This window comes from Campylobacter sp. 107, from assembly GCF_002383835.1.
In the GTDB taxonomy this organism is placed as follows: Bacteria; Campylobacterota; Campylobacteria; order Campylobacterales; family Campylobacteraceae; genus Campylobacter_D; species Campylobacter_D jejuni.
Window position 1 is genome coordinate 194271 of record NZ_NXBA01000020.1, and the last position, 22977, is coordinate 217247.

General features: G+C 30.5%; 22 protein-coding genes and 2 pseudogenes. 5 read left to right on the forward strand and 19 right to left on the reverse strand.

The genetic code is table 11. The features are described from left to right. Window positions 1-7: 7 nt before the first annotated feature. The 11 genes from BGS40_RS03410 to BGS40_RS03460 all read right to left on the reverse strand — a co-directional run bounded on the left by BGS40_RS03410 (window position 8) and on the right by BGS40_RS03460 (window position 11641). Window positions 8-544, reverse strand: a complete 537-nt coding sequence (locus BGS40_RS03410) for a hypothetical protein (RefSeq protein ID WP_002899447.1) — start codon at window positions 542-544, stop codon at window positions 8-10. Between the two features lie 2 nt (window positions 545-546). Continuing rightward, complete coding sequence (locus BGS40_RS03415) at window positions 547-810, reverse strand: DUF2018 family protein (RefSeq protein ID WP_002854834.1); 264 nt, start codon at window positions 808-810, stop codon at window positions 547-549. A 138-nt stretch (window positions 811-948) separates the two neighbouring features. Then, window positions 949-1506 carry a 2-oxoacid:acceptor oxidoreductase family protein gene (locus tag BGS40_RS03420; RefSeq protein ID WP_002812564.1) on the reverse strand — a complete coding sequence of 186 codons (558 nt, stop codon included), beginning with the start codon at window positions 1504-1506 and terminating at the stop codon, window positions 949-951. Next, the gene (locus tag BGS40_RS03425; protein WP_052801289.1) at window positions 1503-2348 is read right to left on the reverse strand and encodes a 2-oxoglutarate ferredoxin oxidoreductase subunit beta; all 846 of its coding nucleotides are present in this window, start codon (window positions 2346-2348) and stop codon (window positions 1503-1505) included. The genes BGS40_RS03420 and BGS40_RS03425 overlap by 4 nt, the downstream gene beginning before the upstream one ends. Further along, window positions 2349-3473, reverse strand: a complete 1125-nt coding sequence (locus BGS40_RS03430; protein ID WP_087691803.1) for a 2-oxoglutarate synthase subunit alpha — start codon at window positions 3471-3473, stop codon at window positions 2349-2351. An 8-nt stretch (window positions 3474-3481) separates the two neighbouring features. Next, a complete protein-coding gene (locus tag BGS40_RS03435) occupies window positions 3482-3793 on the reverse strand; it encodes a 4Fe-4S binding protein (RefSeq protein ID WP_052797805.1) in 312 nt (103 codons plus the stop codon). A gap of 14 nt (window positions 3794-3807) precedes the next feature. Next, window positions 3808-4677: a succinate--CoA ligase subunit alpha gene (gene sucD / locus BGS40_RS03440; RefSeq protein ID WP_002855278.1), complete on the reverse strand. Its 870-nt coding sequence runs from the start codon at window positions 4675-4677 to the stop codon at window positions 3808-3810. Between the two features lie 9 nt (window positions 4678-4686). Beyond that, a complete protein-coding gene (sucC, locus tag BGS40_RS03445) occupies window positions 4687-5850 on the reverse strand; it encodes an ADP-forming succinate--CoA ligase subunit beta (RefSeq protein ID WP_096738368.1) in 1164 nt (387 codons plus the stop codon). Then, window positions 5851-6753, reverse strand: a complete 903-nt coding sequence (locus BGS40_RS03450; RefSeq protein WP_096738369.1) for a malate dehydrogenase — start codon at window positions 6751-6753, stop codon at window positions 5851-5853. Next, entirely contained in the window at window positions 6750-8954 is a 2205-nt protein-coding gene (locus BGS40_RS03455) for an NADP-dependent isocitrate dehydrogenase (RefSeq protein ID WP_096738388.1), read from the reverse strand. Before BGS40_RS03455 ends, BGS40_RS03450 begins: the two co-directional genes overlap by 4 nt. Before the next feature lie 116 nt (window positions 8955-9070). After that, window positions 9071-11641 (reverse strand): DUF3971 domain-containing protein, encoded by a 2571-nt coding sequence (locus BGS40_RS03460; RefSeq protein WP_002872641.1) that lies wholly within the window; start codon window positions 11639-11641, stop codon window positions 9071-9073. Here BGS40_RS03460 and mltG point away from each other — a divergent pair. From mltG to BGS40_RS03485, 5 genes are all read left to right on the forward strand, one after another. Beyond that, on the forward strand, window positions 11556-12557 hold the full coding sequence (gene mltG / locus BGS40_RS03465; RefSeq protein WP_002859067.1) for an endolytic transglycosylase MltG: 1002 nt from the start codon (window positions 11556-11558) through the stop codon (window positions 12555-12557). The genes BGS40_RS03460 and mltG overlap by 86 nt on opposite strands. Window positions 12558-12637: 80 nt before the next feature. Further along, window positions 12638-13069, forward strand: a complete 432-nt coding sequence (gene flgB, locus BGS40_RS03470; protein ID WP_002859066.1) for a flagellar basal body rod protein FlgB — start codon at window positions 12638-12640, stop codon at window positions 13067-13069. Between the two features lie 9 nt (window positions 13070-13078). Next, window positions 13079-13573, forward strand: a complete 495-nt coding sequence (gene flgC / locus BGS40_RS03475; RefSeq protein ID WP_057096084.1) for a flagellar basal body rod protein FlgC — start codon at window positions 13079-13081, stop codon at window positions 13571-13573. Window positions 13574-13579: 6 nt separating this feature from the next. Next, on the forward strand, window positions 13580-13876 hold the full coding sequence (fliE, locus tag BGS40_RS03480) for a flagellar hook-basal body complex protein FliE (RefSeq protein WP_002856884.1): 297 nt from the start codon (window positions 13580-13582) through the stop codon (window positions 13874-13876). Between the two features lie 6 nt (window positions 13877-13882). Next, on the forward strand, window positions 13883-15691 hold the full coding sequence (locus BGS40_RS03485; protein ID WP_096738370.1) for a peptidoglycan D,D-transpeptidase FtsI family protein: 1809 nt from the start codon (window positions 13883-13885) through the stop codon (window positions 15689-15691). Here the strand turns inward: BGS40_RS03485 and BGS40_RS09705 are convergent. From BGS40_RS09705 to purQ, 8 genes and pseudogenes are all read right to left on the reverse strand, one after another. Continuing rightward, window positions 15688-17401 (reverse strand): annotated as a pseudogene (locus BGS40_RS09705) (Na/Pi cotransporter family protein). The gene BGS40_RS03485 and the pseudogene BGS40_RS09705 overlap by 4 nt on opposite strands. A 54-nt stretch (window positions 17402-17455) precedes the next feature. Further along, window positions 17456-17890, reverse strand: coding sequence for a hypothetical protein (locus tag BGS40_RS03510; protein ID WP_002858595.1), 435 nt, complete (start codon window positions 17888-17890; stop codon window positions 17456-17458). Continuing rightward, entirely contained in the window at window positions 17890-18207 is a 318-nt protein-coding gene (locus tag BGS40_RS03515) for a rhodanese-like domain-containing protein (RefSeq protein ID WP_096738372.1), read from the reverse strand. The genes BGS40_RS03510 and BGS40_RS03515 overlap by 1 nt, the downstream gene beginning before the upstream one ends. After that, window positions 18204-20030, reverse strand: a complete 1827-nt coding sequence (htpG, locus tag BGS40_RS03520) for a molecular chaperone HtpG (RefSeq protein WP_044261296.1) — start codon at window positions 20028-20030, stop codon at window positions 18204-18206. Before htpG ends, BGS40_RS03515 begins: the two co-directional genes overlap by 4 nt. Window positions 20031-20101: 71 nt before the next feature. After that, window positions 20102-20470, reverse strand: coding sequence for a fluoride efflux transporter CrcB (gene crcB / locus BGS40_RS03525; protein WP_096738373.1), 369 nt, complete (start codon window positions 20468-20470; stop codon window positions 20102-20104). Then, window positions 20464-21156: a lysophospholipid acyltransferase family protein gene (locus BGS40_RS03530; protein ID WP_002872634.1), complete on the reverse strand. Its 693-nt coding sequence runs from the start codon at window positions 21154-21156 to the stop codon at window positions 20464-20466. The genes crcB and BGS40_RS03530 overlap by 7 nt, the downstream gene beginning before the upstream one ends. Next, window positions 21137-22333 carry an SH3 domain-containing protein gene (locus BGS40_RS03535; RefSeq protein WP_002868058.1) on the reverse strand — a complete coding sequence of 399 codons (1197 nt, stop codon included), beginning with the start codon at window positions 22331-22333 and terminating at the stop codon, window positions 21137-21139. The genes BGS40_RS03530 and BGS40_RS03535 overlap by 20 nt, the downstream gene beginning before the upstream one ends. Then, window positions 22305-22977: pseudogene (gene purQ / locus BGS40_RS03540) on the reverse strand (phosphoribosylformylglycinamidine synthase I). Before purQ ends, BGS40_RS03535 begins: the two are co-directional and overlap by 29 nt.

Genomic DNA, 22977 nt, shown 5'->3' on the forward strand with positions numbered 1-22977 from the left:
TTCCTTGTTAATTGCTATTATTATTTTCTTTGTTTGTTAATGGTTTTACCTGAGGTTCGTTAAAATTAATCATAGGAACAACCTGATTGTTTTGCGGTGGATTTTGTAAAGCTTTTTTTCTCGGATCTAAAAATTCTACCATTAAGCGAGATTCCTTATCTTCTATATAAACCGTAAAAGTTGCCAAACCTTTATTATAACTACTAAATTCTAAAATAAGTCTTGCTCTATCAATGTGTGGATTGGTATAATCAGGTATTAAAGTTTGAGTTACCCAATCTAAATTTCTTCTTAAACTCATCACAAATTGACGCGGATATTTGCGAAATTTCGAATGTACGATGATATTAGTATTATCAAACAAAGTCCAATAAAAATCAAAATTTTGCACCTTATCTTCATAGCCTATTTCTTTAATCTGCACACTAGCTCTCTCATCTTTTTTAAGTATAAATTTATAAGTATAATCAAAAGTTGGTTCAGATGCTAAAACATTACTAAAAATAAAAAAAATACAAATTAAACAAGGGCTTATTTTAAACAATTTTAGCCTTCGTGTCCTAAAATTTTTGCGCCCAATTCTATATAAATATCATTTTGCCTTTCTTCTATAAAATCACCATTTTCTAATATGAAATTTTTTACATCCATTTCTGTTAAACCTTGTTTTTCCAAAAGTTCCACCATGGCAATATGATCAGCAAAAAATTCCTCAAAAACTTTTTCTAAGGCTCCTAAATTTCCATTTTGTATAATTTCTATAAATTTTTCTTTTGGAGTTTTATTAAACATTTCATCAAAAAAATCCATTAATTTTCCTTGAAAATATAAGTTTTTGATTATAAAATTTTAATCGTTAAAAGTAGCTAAATTAAAATAATTAAAATTTAAATTTTATTTGCAATGTGTAAAATTTTAGAAGTTAAATTCCGCATGATGCGGAATTTATTATGAATATGGTTTTGCTTGAGTGGCGTATTTTACACCCAGATCAAAAGCTTTAGCATTTGCATCACGAGTTTTTGCAGGAACCATATGAAGCATAGTTTCTTTTAAAACATCTAAATCTATACATTTGCTCATATAAGCAGCAATTGCAAGTGCAACAACTGATTGAGTAGCCACATTTCCTACCTCATCTTTAGCTATGGTAATAATAGGGATTTCAAAAATTTGCCATTTTTTATAATCTTCACTTTCAGGATGTACTAAATTTGGCTCTACAACTATAATACCTCCTTCTTTTACACCCCCACGAAAACCTTTATAACCCTTATCTGCAGTCGAAAGCATAAAATCTACTTCCCCTTCTACAGCATAAGGAAATAAAATTTCTTTATCATCAATGATAATATCCACCTTAGTAGGACCGCCACGCACTTGTGAAGTATAAGTAGAAGCCTTAAAAGCTTGACGACCTTCTTTAATGGCTGCTTCTGCTAAAATTTCTCCTGCGGTGATAACACCTTGTCCGCCTTCACCGCCAAATCTTAATTGATATTTCATTTTAAAGCTCCTAAATCCACCATTCTTTTTTCTTTGGCTGCACGACGTACTTCTTCATAAGCGTGGCAGTATTCTGGCTGAGAATTATCTTCATGTAAAATTCCTGTTGGAAATTTATCTTTTCTTTCTTCAAAATCCATGCTTTCAAATTTAGCTTTATCCGCAACGCGATTTTTAATCCAATCAAGCATAGCTACAGCTTCGCCCATTTTGTTTTTTCTACCTAGATTGATATGACAATTTGAAAAAACATCTACAAAACTATAACCCTTGTGTGCTAAAGCTTTGTAAATTAAATTTTCAAGCTTATTAGCTTCTATCACATTACCCCTTGCCACAAAAGAAGCTCCTGCAGCTTTAGTTAATTCACACGCATCAAAATTGGGGTCAATATTTCCAAATTGAGCTGTTACTGTATAAAAACCTTTTGGAGTAGTTGGACTTGTTTGAGAATTTGTAAGTCCATAGATGAAATTATTGATTACAATATGTGTTAAATCAATATTTCTGCGACAACCATGTATGGTATGATTTCCACCAATTGCCAAAGTATCCCCATCTCCACTTACTACAATAACATGTTTACTAGGATTGGCTAGTTTAATGCCTGTTGCATAAGCTATTGCTCTACCATGAGTAGTATGAACTGTATTGCAATTTACATAAGAACTCATTCTGCCACTACAACCTATACCCGAAACAAGACAAACATCATCCATATTCCAACCAAGTTTTTCTATCGCGCGGATAATACATTTTAAAACAACACCATCGCCACATCCCCAACACCATTGAGTAGGCATTTTATCTACTCTTAGATATTCATCATAATTAAAAGCCATTTATATATTCTCCTTTACCTTAGCAATAATTTCACTTGGAGTGATAGGACGACCATTTGCACGGTGTAAACTAATAAAATCGCGACGCGAAGTTACTCTTTCAATCTCTTCAAGATATTGTCCCATATTAAGCTCGCTTACCATTACTTTTTTAAATTTGCTTACAACCTCAGCAATTTTTTTCTCAGCCACTGGATAAAGAGTAATTGGACGGAAAAGTCCCACTTTAACCCCTTGCTCTCTTAATCTTTGTATAGCTTCTTTTGCTGAACGACTTACACTTCCATAAGCAATGATTAAAAACTCAGCATCATCAAGCATATGCTCTTCATAAGCACAAATATCTTCTTGATTGTTTTTAATTTTACCTATGAGTCTTTCCATATTTTTTTTCACTGTGGCTCCATCTTCAGTTGGAAAACCTATGTCTCCATGATGAAGCCCTGTAACATGATAACGATAACCTGTAAAGAAAGGATTTAAAGTTGCAGGCTCATTTTCTCCTGCTGCATAAGGTTTATAATCCTTTTTGTCTCCTTCAAATTTTTTGCGGTTATAAATTTTAATATCTTTTAAATCAGGTAAAACCGCTTTACCATTCATGTGCCCTACGGTTTCATCCATAAGTAAAAATACTGGAGTCATATATTTTTCAGCTAAATTAAACGCTCTAATGGTTTCTGTATAAGCTTCTTCAAGACTTGCAGGAGCAATAGCAATACTTGCAAAATCCCCATGAGTTGGTGCTTTAGCTTGAAACAAATCTCCTTGTGCTACACGGGTTGGAAGACCTGTCGAAGGACCACCTCTCATAACATTTACAATCACAAGTGGAATTTCAGCAATAAATGCAAGTCCTATTTGCTCTGCTTTTAAAGAAATTCCTGGACCGCTACTTGCAGTCATGGATTTTACTCCACTCATTGCCGCACCAATAGCCACGCTAATACCTGAAATTTCATCTTCCATTTGTATAAAAGTTCCATCATTTGCAGGAAGCATATGGCTTAATTCATGAGCTATCTCACTACTAGGAGTAATAGGATAACCTCCAAAAAATTTACATCCACAATCAATCGCAGCTTTGGCGATTAAAACATTACCTGTTGCTATAACTTCTCTCATTATTTTTCCTATGCTAATTTTTTGTATTTGTTATTTTTTACGGCTGCAGCTCTATCTTTAGCCTCAGCAGTAAGTTTGGCAAATTTAAATTCATCTCTTTTTGCCACCATAATAGCAAAATCAGGGCAATGTGTCTCACACTCGGTACAGCCTATACAGGATTCAGGGTGTACCACCTCTATCATTTGTCCTAAAACCGCATGCACATCATCGCGCATAGCTAAAACCCCAGCGGGGCAATAGCTAACACAAATATTGCATGCTTTACATCTATGCTCATCTACCCAAACAGGGGTATCTTTTGGAGCTATCATACTCATGTTTTTTTCCTTTATTAACCTAATATTTTTTGAATTTCTTCACCAATTAAAGCCGGAGAATCCACCACATGAATTCCATAGCTTTTTAAAGCTTCTTTTTTAGCTGCAGCGCTTTCATCAGCACTTCCTACTATGGCACCTGCATGCCCCATTCTTTTACCTTTTGGAGCAGTTGCACCTGCAATGAATGCTACCACAGGTTTACTAATATTTTCTTTAATAAATTTAGCCGCTTCTACTTCCAAACTACCACCAATTTCACCTATCATTACAATAGCCTTAGTTTCATCATCTTTTTGGAATTCACTTAAAAGTTCTTTATAAGCAAGACCTATAATAGGATCACCGCCAATTCCTACTGCAGTAGAAATTCCATAACCACCTTGAACTACCTGATTAGCAGCTTCATAAGTTAAAGTTCCACTTTTTGAAATAAGCCCCACGCAACCTTTTTTAAAAATAAAACCTGGCATAATACCTAACTTACATTCTTCAGAAGTAATAATACCTGGACAATTTGGTCCAATGATTTTCATACCCTTTTTATTAGCATATTGCTTAGCAAACATCATATCCTTTACAGGCGTATGCTCGGTGATTACAACTGCAAGCTTAATACCCGCATCAGCTGCTTCAATCACGCTATCACCCACAGCAAAAGCAGGTACAAAGATCAAGCTCACGTCAGCCTTTGTTGCTTTAACCGCATCTGCAACGGTATCAAAAACTGGTTTACCTAAATGAGTTTGTCCGCCTTTATGAGGGGTGACACCTCCAACTATATTTGTACCATAAGCCATGCATTGCTCAGCATGAAAAGTTGCTTCTTTGCCTGTAAAACCTTGAACTATTACTTTTGTATTTTTATTAACCAATATACTCATTTTCCATCCTTATCCTATTAAACTTTTTACAAGCTCTGCACCGTTTTTAAGATTGGTTGCTGCTTTAATATTTTTAAGATTTGAATTATCTAAAATTGTCTTTGCTTCTGCTGCGTTAGTGCCATCAAGACGCACTACAATTGGAATATTTACCTCAACATTCTTAGTAGCTTCTAAAATTCCATTTGCTATCCTATCACAACGAACAATACCACCAAAGATATTGATAAATATAACTTTTACATTCTTATCTCTTAAAATAATTTCAAAAGCCTTTGCAACAGTTTCAGGAGAAGCTCCCCCACCTACATCTAAGAAATTTGCAGGTTTTGCACCACTATAATTAATAATATCCATAGTTGCCATTGCTAGACCCGCACCATTTACCATACAAGCTACATCTCCATCTAGTTTCACATAGCTTAAGCCAAATTCAGCCGCTTCTCTTTCAGCAGGATTTTCTTCAGTAATATCTCTAAGTTCAGCAATTTCAGGATGACGATAAAGCGCACTATCATCAAAACTGCATTTTGCATCAAGGGCATAAAAATCCCCTTCTGCAGTTTTAATTAAAGGATTGATTTCAAGCATATTCATATCTTTATCCATGTAAAGCTTATAAAGTTTAGCTAACATAGAAATGAGTTTTTTGCCTTCATCTTTATCAAGTCCTAAAACTCTCGCTACTTCAAGTCCATGAAACATTTTAAATCCAATTTGTGGATCAATACCTACTTTTGCAATTTTTTCAGGGCTTTCTTTGGCTACTTTTTCTATATCCATCCCTCCTTCACTTGAAGCGATAATGGTAATTTGCTCTGCCATTCTATTAAACAAAATAGCCAAATAATACTCTTTTACTATATTAGCGCCACTTTCTATATAAAGTTTTTGCACAAGTTTGCCTTCAGGTCCTGTTTGATGAGTTACTAAATTCATTCCTAAAATTTTACTTGCGTAATCTTTTACCTCATCTAAATTCTTAGCGATTTTAACACCACCACCAAGACCACGGCCTCCTGCGTGAATTTGAGCTTTAACCGCCCAAACACTACCGCCTAATTCTTTAGCATTAGATACAGCTTCATCTACGCTAAATGCAACTTTTCCCTTTAAGGTAGGGATGCCATTGTCTGCAAAAATTGCTTTTGCTTGATACTCATGTATGTTCATTTATTCTCCTTTATATTGATATTTGATTAAAGATTTTTCTAATTTGTCTTTTTCTTGCAAACTAAGATCCATTTTCATGATTTCAATCACACCTTCAAGTCCTAATCTTGCCATAACTCCTAAGGCTTTGTTTTGCACTCCAAATTCTCCATGTAAAATCACACTCATAGGTAAAAATTCGCCACTTCTTATAGACTCAAGCATTCTTATACAAGCACTAGCAGGGGCTAAATAAGCTGAAGTTTTAAGATGTTTGATTACTTTAGCTCCACCTGTTTTAACTTCATTTTCTAAATCCTCAAATTCCTCTTCATTTAAAAATTCGCTTATATTTTTATTTTTAACACTTGCGTAAGATTTTACCAAAACCATATCATCATTATGAAAACCAATAAGTCTTGTATCCACGCTTGACATTTTGACATTAAGTTTTTTGGCAAGTTCATACTTAAATCTTGCATTGTCTAAAACTCCTGCCATGGCTATAATTTTCTTTGATGAAAAAATCCCGCTTTCATAAAGAGTATTAAGTAGAAAATCCACAGGATTAGTTAAAATAATAAAAAGCGGATCTTCTGTAAAATCTTTAATTTTTTTAGCACAATCAAGCATAATACTTGTATTTAACTGAAGCAATTCTTCTCTACTTTGCCCATCTTTTCTAGCAAAACCTGCACTAAAAAGCACTATATCTGAATTTTTGGTATGAGTATAATCTTTAGTGCAAAGTAAATCTATATTTAAATTTAAAGCGGCTATGCTTTGAGTAAGCTCTAGTTCTTTTGCGTAAAGCAAATCCTCATTGATATCTACTAAAACAATTTCATTTGCTATTTCTCTTAAAATCAAAGCATAAGCTACGCTTGAGCCTACATTGCCAGTCCCTATAACAGTAATTTTCATCTTTGTCCTATTTTTTCTAAAATAGCGTTAAAAGTTGCACTTGGACGCATGATTTTATTTGCTTTTTCATCATCAAATTTATAATACCCACCCAAATCCACTTTCACACCTTGTGCATTGTTAAATTCGGCTCTGATTTTTTCTTCATTAGAAGAAAGCTCTAGGGCAATATCTTTAAAAAAGCTTTGAAGCTCCATATCACTCGCCTGTCTTGCTAAATGATTTGCAAAATACATTGCTAAATAAAAATGACTTGTTCTATTATCATCTTCTTTGACTTTTCTTGATGGAGCTTTATTATTTTCAAGCCATTCGCCTATAGCCTCATCAAGACATTCTGCTAAAACCTTAGCTTTATGATTGCCACACTTATTTGCATAAAATTCCAAACTTGCTTGCAAAGCCAAAAATTCACCCAAACTATCCCAACGCAGATGATTTTCTTCGACTAATTGTTCTACTTGTTTAGGTGCTGAACCCCCTGCTCCTGTTTCAAACATAGCTCCACCATTTAACATAGGCACAACAGAAAGCATTTTTGCACTTGTTCCAAGCTCTAAAATAGGAAAAAGATCGGTTAAATAATCCCTTAAAACATTACCCGTGATAGAAATAACATCTTTACCTTCTCGGATTAACTCTAAACTTCTTAAACAAGCTTCTTTTGGAGTTAAAATGGCTACATTTTTACCCTTTTCTTTTAAACGATTTTGTACCAAAGTTATCATGATTTTATTACTAGCTCTTTTGCTATCTAACCAAAAAATAGCTTCGGCTCCACTAAGTTCTGATCTTTCTATACCTAAATCAATCCAATTTAACACTGCATCAAATTTAGCCTGATTAGCTCTATAAATATCACCTTTTCTAACCTTATGTTCTAATAAAACTTTACCGTTAGAAACTATTTTAAAAGTTCCTTCTTCTTTAGCCACAAAGGTTTTATCGTGCGATCCATATTCTTGAGCCTTTTTAGCCATTAAACCTACATTAGATACACTGCCAAGTTTTGAAGGATTTAAAGTACCATTTTTATGCAAATCTTCAATAACCGCCTCATAAATAGTTGCGTAAGTTTGATCAGGAATTACGGCATTTGTGTCCTTTTCCTTACCTTCCTTATCCCACAATCTTGCGCCATTTTTAAGCATTGCAGGCATAGAAGCATCAACGATAACATCGCTTGGAACATGAAGATTTGTAATGCCTTTATCTGAATTTACCATAGAAATATCTGCAGATTTAGCTAAAATTTCATTGTATTTTTTTAAAATTTCATCTTTTTTGCTTGAATTTTCGATCTTACTTAAAAGCTCACTTAAACCATTATTTGGATTAATGCCTAATTTTTCAAATTCATCTTGAAATTCGATAAATAATTCTTTAAAAAATACTTTTACCGCATAACCAAAAAGTATAGGATCACTTACTTTCATCATTGTAGCTTTTAAATGCAAAGAAAAAAGCACATCATCATCTTTGCTTGCTTTAATTTCTTTTGCATAAAATTCCTGAAGTTTTTGCACATCCATAAAAGTAGCGTCTAAAATTTCATTTTTTTCAAGTTCTAATCCCTTTTTTAAAATTTCATTTTTACCATCAATGCTTGTAAATTCTATATTAGCCACACAATCTTGATCGATTAAAACCGCTTTTTCATTAGAGAAAAAATCCCCTTCTTTCATGTAAGAAACACGAGTTTTTGAGTTTGGGTTAAACTCAACCACATGATAAGGATTGTTTTTTGCATAATCTTTTACCGCTTTTGTTGAACGACGATCTGAATTTCCTTGTCTTAATACAGGATTAACCGCTGAACCTAAAACTTTTTGATATTTTGTTTTAATTTGCAATTCTTCATCATTTTTTGGCTCATCTGGGTAATTTGGTAACATGTAACCCTTATCTTGCAATTCTTTAATCGCCGCCTTAAGCTGAGGAATAGAAGCTGAAATATTTGGGGTTTTAATAAGATTTGCATCCGATCTTTTTACAAGCTCACCTAAAAGTTCTAAAGCATCTTCACATCTTTGCTCCTCTTTTAAATACTCACTAAAAGCAGCTAAAATCCTTCCAGATAAAGAAATATCCGAGGTTTTTACTCCTATATGTGCCCTACTTAAAAAAGCTTTCACTATAGGCAAAAACGAATAAGTCGCAAGAGCTGGCGACTCATCTGTTAAGGTATAAGTAATTTGCATTTTTAGTCCTTTAAAATACTTATTTTTATTTTCATTTTTAAGTATATTACAAATAAAAAAAAATGCAAGAGTAAGTTTAAAGTTTGTTTTAGTTTTCAAACAAACTTTAAATATTTTTAATTAAGTAAATTAGCAGGAAGTTGTATGATATTTTTAATAAGATTAAAAGGGGTTTTTAGGGTATCTGTTAAAATTTCGGTATGAAATTTAGGGTCATCTATGCTTCCATCTATTTTTAAGTTTGTGCTAATTTCTTGATTTTTACCTAAAATTACATAATTTAAAATTGGAACCTTGGATATAGCTTCTGAAGCTGATTTTAAAGTTTTAAGCTCTAAACTAAAATCCACTGTATTTAATCTTAAATTTGCTGATCCTAAACCATATATATCTACACTATCACCATTTAAATTAATAGCCGAAACACTTAAAAGATCTTTTTTTCTATTAAAAATAATCTTTCCATCATGTAAGCTTAAACCTTTTTGATTAAAGGTTGGAGATTTAAACATCAATAAACTTGGTACAGTATCGATAAAGGAAATAAGCTGATTTATACCTTTTAAATCCTTCACATAAGTATTTTTAAAATCGATCTGTCCATCAAAATACTCCAATCCACTTCCTTTTATACTTAAGTTAAACACTCCATCTTGAACAGCTTGTTTTTGTAAAAACTCATTTAAATAATTATCATCAATATTGCTAACGTTTAAATTTAAATCATTAGAAGAATAATAAAGATCAAATTTTGCATTTCCTCTAGAACCTTTAAGATCTAAAGCATTGCCTTTTAAATCAGCCTCTACTCTATCAAAAGCCAAAGTTTTATTAGAATCTGCCAAAATTAAAGCTACATTTGCTCCACCAAAACTAATATTTTGGGTATTAGTAGCAATATCAAATGTTGAATTTGAAGAGTTGGAATGTTTTCTATAAATATAACTTAAATTTTTTAAATGAATTTCTTTATTATCAGAACTTATTTTAGCACTTGCTGTATCACTTTGAGTATGAATTTCCATAATGCCCTTATTTTTTACAATATCAAAACTATCATTTTCATAAGGAGTTTGACCGTTGATAAGTAAATTATTTTTAAAATAAGCATCATTAACGCTTGCATTAAAATCTTCAAAATTTAAAGTTTTATAATAAACATTTTTAGCATCGATAAACCCAAGCTTTTTAAGTAATGGAGAAAATGAAAATAAAATCTTAGGATTATTAAGATTAGCCTCAAGTCCATCTTTAAAATTTAAAATCAAATTCCACTGAGGAATGCTAATGTTAACATTTTGCGAATAATCTAATTTTACTTCTACATTTTGATTTTTTAAATCTAAAAGCTCTCCATTGTCAAAATAAAGCCTTGAAATCTGAGTATTGAAATTTCCTTGCTGTTTTTGTAAGTCAAATTTAGCATTAAAATCAGCTTCTAAAAAGCCATTTTTAACACTGGCATTTTCTATATTTAAATCATTTTGATTTAATTTTACAAATGCTTTTGTAATATTAAAATCAGCCAAAGAAATACTAGCATTCTCTAAAGCTAAAATACCACTATAAGAAATTTCACCCTTATCATGAAAATCAATTTTAAGCTCCAAATCACTTTTAATTTTTCCGCTTTTTTGATAAAAAGGTAGTGAAAAATGATAATCCTCTAAAGCTTTAGCAAGTTTTTCGTCAAATTTTAGATTATCAGACTTAATGCGCAAATAAATCCCAACTTTTTTTTCATCAAACAAATCATATAGATAAACCTTACTAGAACTTAAATCAGCACCATTATAGAAAGCTTTATTAAAGACAAAATCAAGCTTTTGTTTGTTTAAATTTAAATCGAGTTTTGGAATTTCAATAGCATTCATTTTATCATCCAAGCGAACTTTGACATTATTAACATAACCTGATGCACTAATATTGTCTAAATAATAATTATCTTTAGTAAAATCTATAAAGCCCTGCAAATAATCTAAATGATAAAATTCTCCCTTAGCCCTATATGCTACCCAAAGATTTAAACTCTGCGGAAGTTCTATTCTTTTATTAACTCTTTTAAAAATTTCCGTAATATTTCTAATATTTAAATCTTCTATTTTATAAGCTAAATTTTTATCTTTGTAAGAGATGCTTGCGTTAAAGTCAAGCAATTCTCCACTTGCTCTACCTTGAAAATAATAAAACTCGCTCTTAGTATTGATACTTAAATTTCCATCAATACTTAAATCATAATCTTTTAATAAAAGTTTTTTAATATCAGCTATAAGTTCTTTATTTTGACGCTGTAATGTTAATTTTAAAAACAATAAATCATTATCTATAAAAAATTCATTATCTTTAAATAAAATACGCACATGATTATCTTTTATATTTAAATTTTGTATATCAATCTCTTTAACAAAAGTATATAGATATTTTAAATTTTTTGTTATTTTTAAAATCTCTGTTGAAGCATTATCAGAAGAGTGGGTTTGTGATGAAATTTCGGAATTTTGAGTCTCATTTATAGTGATATTTTTTGCTCGTACAATTAATTTTTTATCTAATTTAATATATAATTGTTCCAATTTTAAAAAATCAAATTGGATACTAGAGATGACAATTCCATTTTTAAGCACTATAAACAAAGCTAATATAAGCACAACAAAAAATACAACAATATATAAAATTTTCTTTTTCATACGCAACTTCTTTTTGATATTTATTTTGGGGATTTTTTATTATCTAACTCAGCCTTTAAAAAGCAATTCTGTGGTATTTATTCCCCAAGGTTCAATTTCTCAAATTATAACATATTTAAAGCAAAATAAATATCAGATGAGTAATATTGATAAATATATTTTATTTTTTTTAGGACACCCTCAATCAGGCTGGATCAACATAGGTACAAAAGATTTAAATAGAGCTGAATTTCTACATAAACTCACTATTGCTAAAGCAGCACTGCAAACCATTACTCTTATCCCAGGAGAAACAAGCGTAATCTTTCTAGAACAAGCAGCCAAACAACTTGGACTTGATAAAGATATACTTTTAAAAGAATTTCAAGCTCAAGCTCCTTATGATGAAGGAGTTTTTTTGCCAGAAACTTATAAAATCCCAAAAGGCATTACAGAAAATCTACTCATTCAAATGCTTTTAAACCATGCTGAAATTTCCAATAAAAAAACTTCTGAGAAAATTTTTGGTGATTATAATCCAAAAAAATGGCACCAATATATCATCATCGCTTCTGTAATACAAAAAGAAGCTGCTAATGACAATGAAATGCCTATAGTTGCAAGCGTAATCTACAATCGACTTAAAAAAGGTATGAAACTTCAAATGGATGGAACTTTAAATTATGGAATTTATTCCCATGTAAAAGTTACCCCACAAAGAATAAGACAAGATAATAGCTCTTATAATACCTATAAATTTACAGGATTGCCTAAAGAAGCAGTTTGTAATGTTTCTTTAGCTGCTATTCGTGCAGCTATTTTTCCTTTAAAGACAGATTATTTATATTTTGTGCGTGATAAAAATACTGGAGTTCATATTTTTAGCACAAATATAGATGATCACAATAAAGCCATAAATTTACAAAAAGGAAAATAATTTTTGATATTTTTATACAAAATAGTTAAATTGGAACAGTATTTGCTTGTTAATATTAAAAATTATAAAAAGGATAAAAAATGATTAACCCATTTAAATCAAAAGAACTAGTCACTGGTGCTTTAGCGGGTAGAAATCTAAGAAATCAACTCATCAATGCCAATCTTGCAAATGTTGATACTCCTTTTTATAAAGCAAGAGATATTGAATTTGAAACAGCTTTGGTAAATCGTGCAAATGAAATTTTCAAAAAAAATGACAAAAAAGAATTAGAATTGGCAGTAACCGAAGAAGGGCATCAAAAACCTTGGAAATTTCCTGATCCTAGTAAATCTACTATTTACTTAAGAGATGGTCATTTAGCAAGAAATGATGCAAATACTGTTGATCTAGATGTAGAAACTACAGAAATGAGTAAAAATACAGTTATGATAACAGCTCTTGATGGAGTTTTAAGAAGACAAAGCAATATCTTTAGTTCTATACTTGACGCAAGCTCTAAATTAAGTTAAAGGTAAATTATGGCATACTTAAGTGATTTTGATATTAGTGGTTATGGTTTAAGTGCTCAACGTTTTAGAATGAATATTATTAGCTCTAATATAGCTAATGCAAACACTACAAGAACAGCTGAAGGTGGGCCTTATAGAAGACGCGAAGTGATCTTTAAAGCAACAGATTTTGATAAGCTTTTAAATGAGCAAATTAACAAAGATAATAATTTTTTAAAATATGAAAATCCTTTAAATGATCCAAGCTCGCCAGAAGAAGCTAAACCTGCTATTCAAAGTGTTGTAGTGGATAAAGTGGTCAGAGATGACAAAGATTTTCGTATGAAGTATGATCCAAGCCATCCTGATGCGAATGCTGAAGGTTATGTAGCGTATCCAAATGTAAACCCTGTTATTGAAATGGCAGATTTGATTGAAGCTACAAGGGCTTATCAAGCGAATGTAAGTGCTTTTACAAGTGCAAAAACTATAGCTCAAAGTGCGATTGATTTATTAAGAGGATAATAAAAAATGAACAATATTAATGATTTAAGATTAAATAATAATATTTCAAATACCAACAAAAGTCAAAATTCCACAGGAATTGGTGATGAATTTGCCAAGATGCTTAAAAATGAAATCGATGATTTAAATAAGGCACAAGAAAGTGGAGAAGCTGCAATGACAGACATTGCCACAGGACAAGTAAAAGATTTACATCAAGCAGCTATAGCTATCACTAAGGCTGAAAGCAGCATGAAATTTATGCTAGAAGTAAGAAATAAAGCGATCAGTGCTTATAAAGAAATCACAAGAACTCAAATTTAAACCCTAATGCAAGAATATAAAAAAAATAGGGTTTCAAAAGTTGCCTTTGCCTACTGCATGGCACTTTTGTTTATGATTATTTTTATCAGCTCTACTTTTTTTCTTACATCAAAACGTCATATACCTAACACTGAAAAAGATCAATACGCTCTTGCTCTAAGAGGATCAATTATAACTAAAGATAATTTTACTATCACAAGTTCTAAACAAATTTATCGCGCTGAAATTGATCTTAGAAGTATTAACAAAGATAAATTTGATCTATTTTTAAAGCTTTTTCAAATTTATAGTGGGATAAGTAACGATCAAGTAGCAGATATTAAAAAAAGAATGCAAAATCAAAAAAAACGCTCTTATAATTTTGTTCTTTTGCAAAACTTAGATTCCAAGCAAGCAAGCTATCTTAAAGACCTTGCTAAAAAACTTTATATACAAGGTTTTTTCAAAGCTTTTACAAATAACTCTGGAAGAGTTGAAACAAGAGGATTAAATATCATCGAACATGAAGAAGATAGAATTTACATGTCAAAAGATTCTTTTACTCCTATTATCGGTTATACTAAAATGATATTAGATCCAGAAAGTGGAATTTTAAAAAATATAGGAGTTAAAGGTTTAGAAAAATACTACGATGAATGTCTAAGTCCTGTTCAAAATGAAAAAATTCAAGGACTTAAAGATATAGGTGGAAATATTATTTTAAATCTAAATTCACTGCAACAAAAAAAGATCAATGGTTGTGATTTATATTTAAATCTTTCTTTAAAACTGCAAAAAAGTATAGAGAAAGCTATAGATCAAAGAAATGAGGATTTAAAAGCCAATGAAATCATAGTTGGGGTAATGGAAAGCAAAACAGGAAGAATTTTAGCTTTAGCAAGCTCAAGGCGCTATGACCCGCAAAATCGCGGAAAAGATCTATCAGTTCTTAATGCAAGCGCTATAGAATACGGCTATGAAGCAGGTTCTGTTATCAAACCTTTTATCTTTACAACAGCCTTAAGACTTGGTAAAATAAAAATAGATGAAGTGATTAATACTTATGGCGGTTCTTACAAGCTAGGACGTTTCACTATCAAAGACGATCATAAAATGGACAAAATGACTATGGAGGAAGTTATAAGATATTCTTCAAATATAGGCATGATACAAATTGCTAAAAGGCTTAACAATATAGAAATCGTATCAGGACTTAAAATATTTAAATTTGGCGAAAAAAGTGGTATTGATCTACCCTATGAACAAAAAGGAGAAATTCCAAATCCTAAGCGCTTAAGAGATATAGAAAAATCTGTTTTAAGTTATGGTTATGGACTTAAAACAACCTTTATACAACTCCTTGCAGCTTATAATGTTTTCAACAATGATGGATTTTATATCACACCGCATTTAGCTGAAAAATTCTACCAAAATGGACGCTTTACAAATCTTGATGATGATGTAAAAAAAGAAAAAATTCTTTCTAGCGAAGCTGCTAAAACGATGCAAAATATTCTTATAAATGTTATAGAAAAAGGAACAGGAAAAAAGGCAATTACACAAGGTATTATTGCAGGAGGTAAAACAGGAACAGCAAGAATAGCCGAAAGACAAGGTTACACCTCAAATCGCTACAATGCTTCCTTTTTTGGTTTTGCAAATGATTTAAATCACGCCTATACCATAGGAGTTCTCGTAAGACATCCTACTAAACCTTATAGTTATTATGCTGCACAAAGTGCTTTGCCTATGTTTAAAGATGTTGTTGATATTTTAATCAATGAAGAATTTCTAACGCCTATACAAGACAATAACCAAACTAGCACAAACAACTAGTTTGATATATCTTTAGAAAATATCACCTCAACAGCACCTATAAGTTCTTCAGCAATCTTAGCAACAAAAGTTATATCATTAAGTATTGAAATTCCTTCAACTGTTGTGATTTTTCTTACTGAAATAAGATGTTCAATATTGCTTAAGGTTAAAGTATCAATTTCTTTTAAAATTTCTTTTCCTTTTTGAAGATTTTTAATAATCAAATAAAGCTTTTCACTATCTTCAACCACTCTAAGCTCTTCGATACTTCTTAAAAGATCTCCTAGATTCGATCTAATTTTATTGTATTCTAAAGCCAAAAATTCATTAGAAGAGCTAGAATATTTCTTAATATTTGCTTGGATAATTTTTAAATTTTAGTTGTTTCAGCTAAATTTTTAGCTGCTATCTTAAAGGTAAAAATTTTATGATTCTTTGTTTCATCGTTAATATAAACTTGTGCTTTAGTTGAAAAATCAATAATAGCTTCAAAAAGAACTTTTATCCTAGTTTGATACAAATAGTCCAAATCCACATTTTTACTAAACCACTTTTTATTTTCTAAAATTTCTTTAAAACTTTTATCACTCTGTATATCTTTACAACTAAAACCTATAGCATGAGCAACAATTGCATAGGTATTATTATAAAGATGCTCGCTTTCTTTTCTTAAAACTTCGATGGCTGTGTCACTAAATTTAACCAAACTACTATCAAGATATAAAGGCTTGTCTTTATTCTTATCTTTAGGAGCTTTTACTATTTTATTTAAAAAAACAATTTAAGGAGTAAAGAATGAAAAAAGCGCAACGCCAATTAAATTAAACAAAGTGTGAAATAATGTCACTTTCAAAGCTATATCTTCTATGTTTAACGCAATGGATAAAAAATTAAGAAATGTATAAAATAAGGAAAAATAAGCACTATTAAAAAAGCTATACCAAAATTAAAAATACAATTTGCAAACGCTAATTTCTTTCCTTTAATATTGGTACTTAAAGAAGCTAAAACAGCCGTTACAACTCCTCCAACACTAGTACCCAAAGTTGCTGCTAAGGAATTTTCCAAACTGATTTGTTGTGCAAGTAAAGCAGCGACAATAATAGCCATTATAACTGTGCTTGGTTGTATAACTCCTGTAAGCAAAGCACCTAATCCTAAAAAACAAAAACTCCTTTAAAACCAGCAAAATCAAAACGAGAAAGATCAATTATATGTTTAAAATTTTCAAAACCACTTTTAATATAATCCACACCCAAAAAGAAAAAACCTATACCAATAAAAATATTACCCAAACCTTTTAAAATACTATCTTTCTGAAAGAAAAATAATACTCCAATAATCAAAAGCGGGATAGCCAACATTGAAATTTTAATATTTGTCAAACCAACAATCAGCCAAGAACTTGCCGTATTTCCTAAATTTGCTCCAAAAATAATCCCTATGCCCGCACCCAAAGAAATAAGCCCTGCACTCAAAAAAGAAATCGTAACAATAGAAACTAAAATTGAAGATTGCATAATTAAAGTACTTAAAGTACCAAAAAGTATACTTTTTATCTTTGTATCAGTTGACTTTGCTAAAATTTTTTCAAGCAAATCACCACTAAAAACTTTAAAACCTATACCTAAATTAGTCATTCCAATAAAGAAATATTGCCACTCCTGCTAAAAGATTAGCAAGCTCGTCATAACGAATTAAAATAAAAATCAGAACTAAAGTAAAAATACTTCATGAAATAAATTTAAAATATTTTAAAGAATTTCCTTCTTCTTGTAATGCCTAACCTTTTAGTTTTTCAAATTCATCCATCAGAAATTCTCTTAAATTTTCAGCTTCTTCTTCGCCTTTTTCTAGATACTCAAGCAATAAATTTTCTAATTCTTTTAAAAAAGAAAAAAGTTCATTTTGCCAGATACTATCGTTTTTATTACTCAAATTCATGGTTTGTATGAAAGTCAACTCTCTGCTTAAATCCCCAAGTTTTTCTAAAAATTCATCTTTTTGATTAGAATTTTTTAATGTTAAATTAGCATTTTGGATATTTTCTTTAAATTCTCTGATTTTTTCATCGATTAAATCACAAAATTTTGGATAAATATCCATTTTAATAGGCTCTAAAAGAGTTCGCTCATCTATATTTAAAGTAAGCTTTTTAACAGCAAAATAAAGAGCTAAAAAAGACAAAGCTGCTATAAGTAAATAAATTCCTAGCATTAATAACCCTTAAGGGCTAGCATTCCGCCATCTAAATTGATGCTTTGAAGTCCCAATTTTTCAGCTATAAATTCAGCTGCAACCATGCTTCTATGGCCACTACGACAAATAAAAGCAAGTTTTTTACTTTCATCTCTTTTGCTTTGAAATTCATCTAAAAATTTAGCATTTAAAAGCCCTTGATTATCATATAAAGCCACACATTGCGCATTAGGTAAAATACCTTCTTCCCATTCTAAAGGAGTACGCACATCAAAAATTTGATATGCGTTCAAATCTTGCTTTGTCCAAAGACTTGCAGAGATATTTTCTATCATGAAAAAGCCTTGTTGATGATTTTTGTAAGGCTTGCATTAAATTCAGCAGGATTATCCACTCCCATACCTTCGCTTAATTTTGCCATATTTAAAACTAAGGTTGCTATATCTGCACTAAAGCTTTCGTTGTTTTTAAGACCTGTAAAAATAGCGTGTTTTGGATTGATTTCTAAAATAGGTTTGAAATTTTGTTCTTGACCCATTTGTTTTAAGAGTTGTTGCATAGCAAAATCAGGTTTATTTTTATCATAAACTATACAACTTGGGCTATCTTTTAAACGACTGGTTAGTCTTACATCTTCAACTTGATCTTTTAGAAGTTCTTTAAATTTAGCTACAAGTGGAGCAAAAGTATTTTTTTCTTCATCGCTTAGTTCATTTTTATCTTCTACTTGATTAATGGCTACAAATTTCAAACCTTCAAATTCTAGCATAGGAGTTACCAAAGAATCAATCTCATCATCCATGAGTAAAACTTCTATGTTTTTTTGTTTATACTCTTCAAGCAAAGGAGAGGTTCTTAATAAACTTTCATTATTTCCTGCTATATAAAAAATTTCTTTTTGATCGCCTTGAAGGTCATTTTTATACTCTTCTAAAGAGCGTAAATTTTCACCTTTGGTGCTTTTATAAAGCATGAGTTTTAAAAGACTATCTTTTTCTCCGCCAAAACCATAAAGTCCTTCTTTTAATACCTTGCCAAAGGTTTTAAAGAAAGATAAATATTTTTCTTTATCATTATTTTTGAGTTTTTCAAGTTCACCTAAAATCTTTTTAACACTAGCTTCTTTAACACCTTTTAAAATTTGATTTTCTTGTAAAATTTCACGGCTTACATTAAGTGGTAAATCTTCTACATCGATAATCCCACGTACAAAACGCAAATAAGTTGGTAAAAGTTCTTTATCATCATCGCTGATAAATACGCGTTTTACATAAAGTTTTAAGCCACTTTGATAATCCACACGGAATAAATCAAAAGGTGCATTTTGCGGTATGAAAAATAAAGAATTATATTCTAATTTTCCTTCACTTTTAGTGTGAAGATAAAGTAAAGGTTTGTTTGAATCATGAAAATTTTGCTCATAAAATCTTTCATAATCTTCTGCTTTAAGGCTTGATTTTTGCATTCTCCATAAAGCATTGGCTTTATTGATTTGAGACATTTTAAGTTCAGTTTTCCCTTCTTCTTCGCCTTCTTTAGCAGGAGTAAATTCTTCTTTTTCCATGAAAATTGGAAATTGAATATGATTAGAGTATTTTTCTATAATGCTTTCGATTTTATAAGCATTAGCAAACTCATCATCTTTTAAATATAAAGTAATGCTTGTGCCTTGTTCTTCTTTGCTTGCGTCATTAATCTCATAACCATTTGCATCAGAACTCCAAAGATAAGCTTTATCATCTAAAGCTTTTTTACTTAAAACTTCGATTTTACTAGCCACCATAAAAGCAGAATAAAAACCTACTCCAAATTGTCCTATAAGTTGAGAATCTTTTTTAGCATCACCGCTTAAATTTTCTAAAAAGCTTTTAGTACCGCTTTTTGCTATGGTTCCAAGGTTGTTAATAAGATCATCTTTATCCATACCTATGCCATTATCACTAATACTTAAAGTTTTTTTATCTTTGTCAATTTTGATTTCAATTTTAGGTTCGAATTTTAAGCTTTTATATTTATCATCACTTACGCTTAAAAAATTAAGCTTGTCTAAAGCATCACTTGCGTTTGAAATAAGTTCTCTTAAAAAAATTTCTTTATTAGAATATAAAGAGTGTATCATAAGCTGTAAAAGCTGATTAACTTCAGTTTGAAATTGCATTTTGATTCCTTTGTAATTTTTTAAAGTGGTATTTTAGCAAAAAATACAAATTCTAAAGTAAATTTAAAGATTTATTTGAAAATTAAAAAGCCAAACCATGCGGCAAATAAGCAAAGAAAGACATTTAAGATAATATTTAACGCAAAATTAAAATAATTTCCACTTTGCAAAAGAAGTAAATTTTGATAAGAAAAAGTAGAAAAAGTTGTAAAAGCTCCTAAAAAACCTGTACTTATAAAGCTTTTAAGTAAAGGAGATAAACCTTTATTTTGTGCATAAGAAAACAAAAGTCCTATAATAAAAGAACCCAAAACATTTACAAAAAGAGTTCCAAAGCTGATAGAATAAGGAAAAAATTTATTCACTAAATTTATAGAAAGCATTCTTAAGATTGCTCCTATAAATCCCCCAAAACCAACTACTAGAAGAGTATTTAGCAAAGCTTGACTCTTTCTTGATCGAGTAATTCTTGCATTTTTTTTCTGGTGTTTTCAAGCCATTTTTCATCATTTGTATCGACTAAATCCATACAAATGATTTTAAGTACTCCGCTGCTTGCACTAAAACTTTTTGTGTCTAAAATTTTTGCAGAATCCACAATTAAAATAGGTTGAACTTTAAGATTTAATTTTTCACTTAAAATTTTTGCTCCACTTTGAAATTTAAGCATTTTTTCATTTTTAGATCTAGTTCCTTCTGGAAAAATAGCCAAAACCCTATCTTCACTAATTCTTTCTTTTGCTTCTTTTAAAACTCGTACCAAATCACGCGGATTTTTTCTATCTATACAAAGAAGTTTTGGTTTTTTCATAGCAACTTTGAAAATAGGAATTTCTCCTAATTCTTTTTTGGCAATCCAACATAAATTTTTAGGATATAATTCTTCTAAAGCGATAATATCTAAAGCACTTTGATGATTCATTAAAATCATCTGAGCTTGTGGATTAAAAGTACCAATGATTTCTTGTTTATAAGAGATGGTATATCTTTGAAATTTAGCCCAAATTTTGCGGATTTTCCAAAGTGTGTTTTGAGATTTTGTAAAGCAAAAACAAAAAATCACCAAAGCAACACTTAAAACAAAAAAAATCCAAAAATAAAGAGCTTTAATTTTTTTGTAAATCATCTTTATTAACCCAACCTATTTTTCCATCAGAAAACAGTACTTTAATATAATTTTGTCGTTTGCCTAAAACTTCTACTTTTTCATCTGCATTTGCCGTATAAAAATAAGTTGAAGGCTCTGTAGGTAAAATTTTAGCCCTAGAACCAGCCTTGATAATTGCATTTTGAGTATTGGTATCTACAAGAAAACTAAGTGCAAAACAAACAACTGCCAAAGCCAGAATAATGTAATTTTTTCTCCATACAAATAAAGCTCCAAATAAAACCGCTAAAAACCATAAGGTATATTGTTTATAAATATTTAAGTCTTTATTTACAGGATTTAAATCACTCTGAGTGCTGATCTCATCGTCACTAATTTTTAGTTTTAAATTTATATTTTCAAGCTTTTTACTGTCCTTATTGAAATACGAAAATTCAAAATTTGTTTTACTTAATGGCAAAATAGCATAATAAAAAGCACTAGAAGCATTAAAGTCTCCTTTTAAATTTTCAATACCTTGCTTTTGAATTCCCTCTATAAAAAAGCTTTTAAGATTTGTATTGGTTGCGTTTAGTTCTACCATCATAATGATATTAGCATCATCAAAATAACTCGCTTTAACTTTTTTAATTTCCAAAGAACTTGCCACAAGGTGTGAAAAATCCTTATTGGATAAAGTATTTTCAAATTTGATAGGATTAAGATTGATATCAGCCTCTTGAAAAGCTTCATTATTTCTAAGAAGTTTGATAGAAATTTTACTCAAACTAGCATTTGAATTTTTGGCTTCAAACCATAAAGTTGTTTTATATTCATTGTTGATAAATTCCCATTTTGCATCTGGATTTAAAAAAGATAAATTAGTTTTTTCTACGCTTATGTTAAAATCAAATTTTATATTTTCCGTAGTGCGAGCATAGATCGTAATAGGAAAAACTTCTCCAACATATACTCTACTTGGATATTCATCATTTGTAAGAACCAAACTCCCTTTGGCTACAAAAGGATCATCTACATTGCTTTCAAAGTCATTGTTTTCATCACTTGGCGGAATATTTTGATAAATTTTTTGTTCTTCTTGGGGTAATTTTTGTAATTCTTTTTGCATATTTTCATCTTGGCCGCTAAATACAGAAATTTCACCCCTGCCAAACAATACAACAATGCTAAAAATTAAAGTTAATAAAATTTTCAAGATAAAAAGCCTTTAAGCATTTTTAAACCTACATCATTACCTAGAACTTTTTCACAAGCACGCTCAGGATGGGGCATAAGTCCAAAGATTTTTTTGTTTTCATCACAAATTCCTGCGATATCAAATACAGAACCATTTGGATTTGGCTCGTATTTTAGAATAATAAGATCTTTATCTTGCAATTCTTTTAAAGTAGTCTCATCAGTGTAATAATTTCCCTCTCCATGGGCAATTGGTAAACTAATAATTTCATCTTTTTTGAAATTTTTCAAAAAGGCATTATCATTAGAAACCACTCTTAAATTTTGGTTTTTTGAGATAAAACTAAGATTGTTATTATGCTTCATTGCACCTTTTAAAAGACCGCTTTCAAGTAAAATTTGAAAACCATTACAAATACCTAAGATATATCCTCCCTTTTTTGCATGATTAAAAACACCTTGCATAGCAGGAGCAAGTTTTGCAATAGCTGCACATCTTAGATAATCTCCATAAGAAAATCCGCCTGGCAAAACAACTAAATCTGCATCAAATTCTTTTTCTTCATGCCAAACAATCTGCGTCTTTACTCCAAGTTTTTCAAAGGCATAAGTTGTATCAAATTCACAATTTGTCCCTGGAAATCTAATAATAGCAACTTTCAT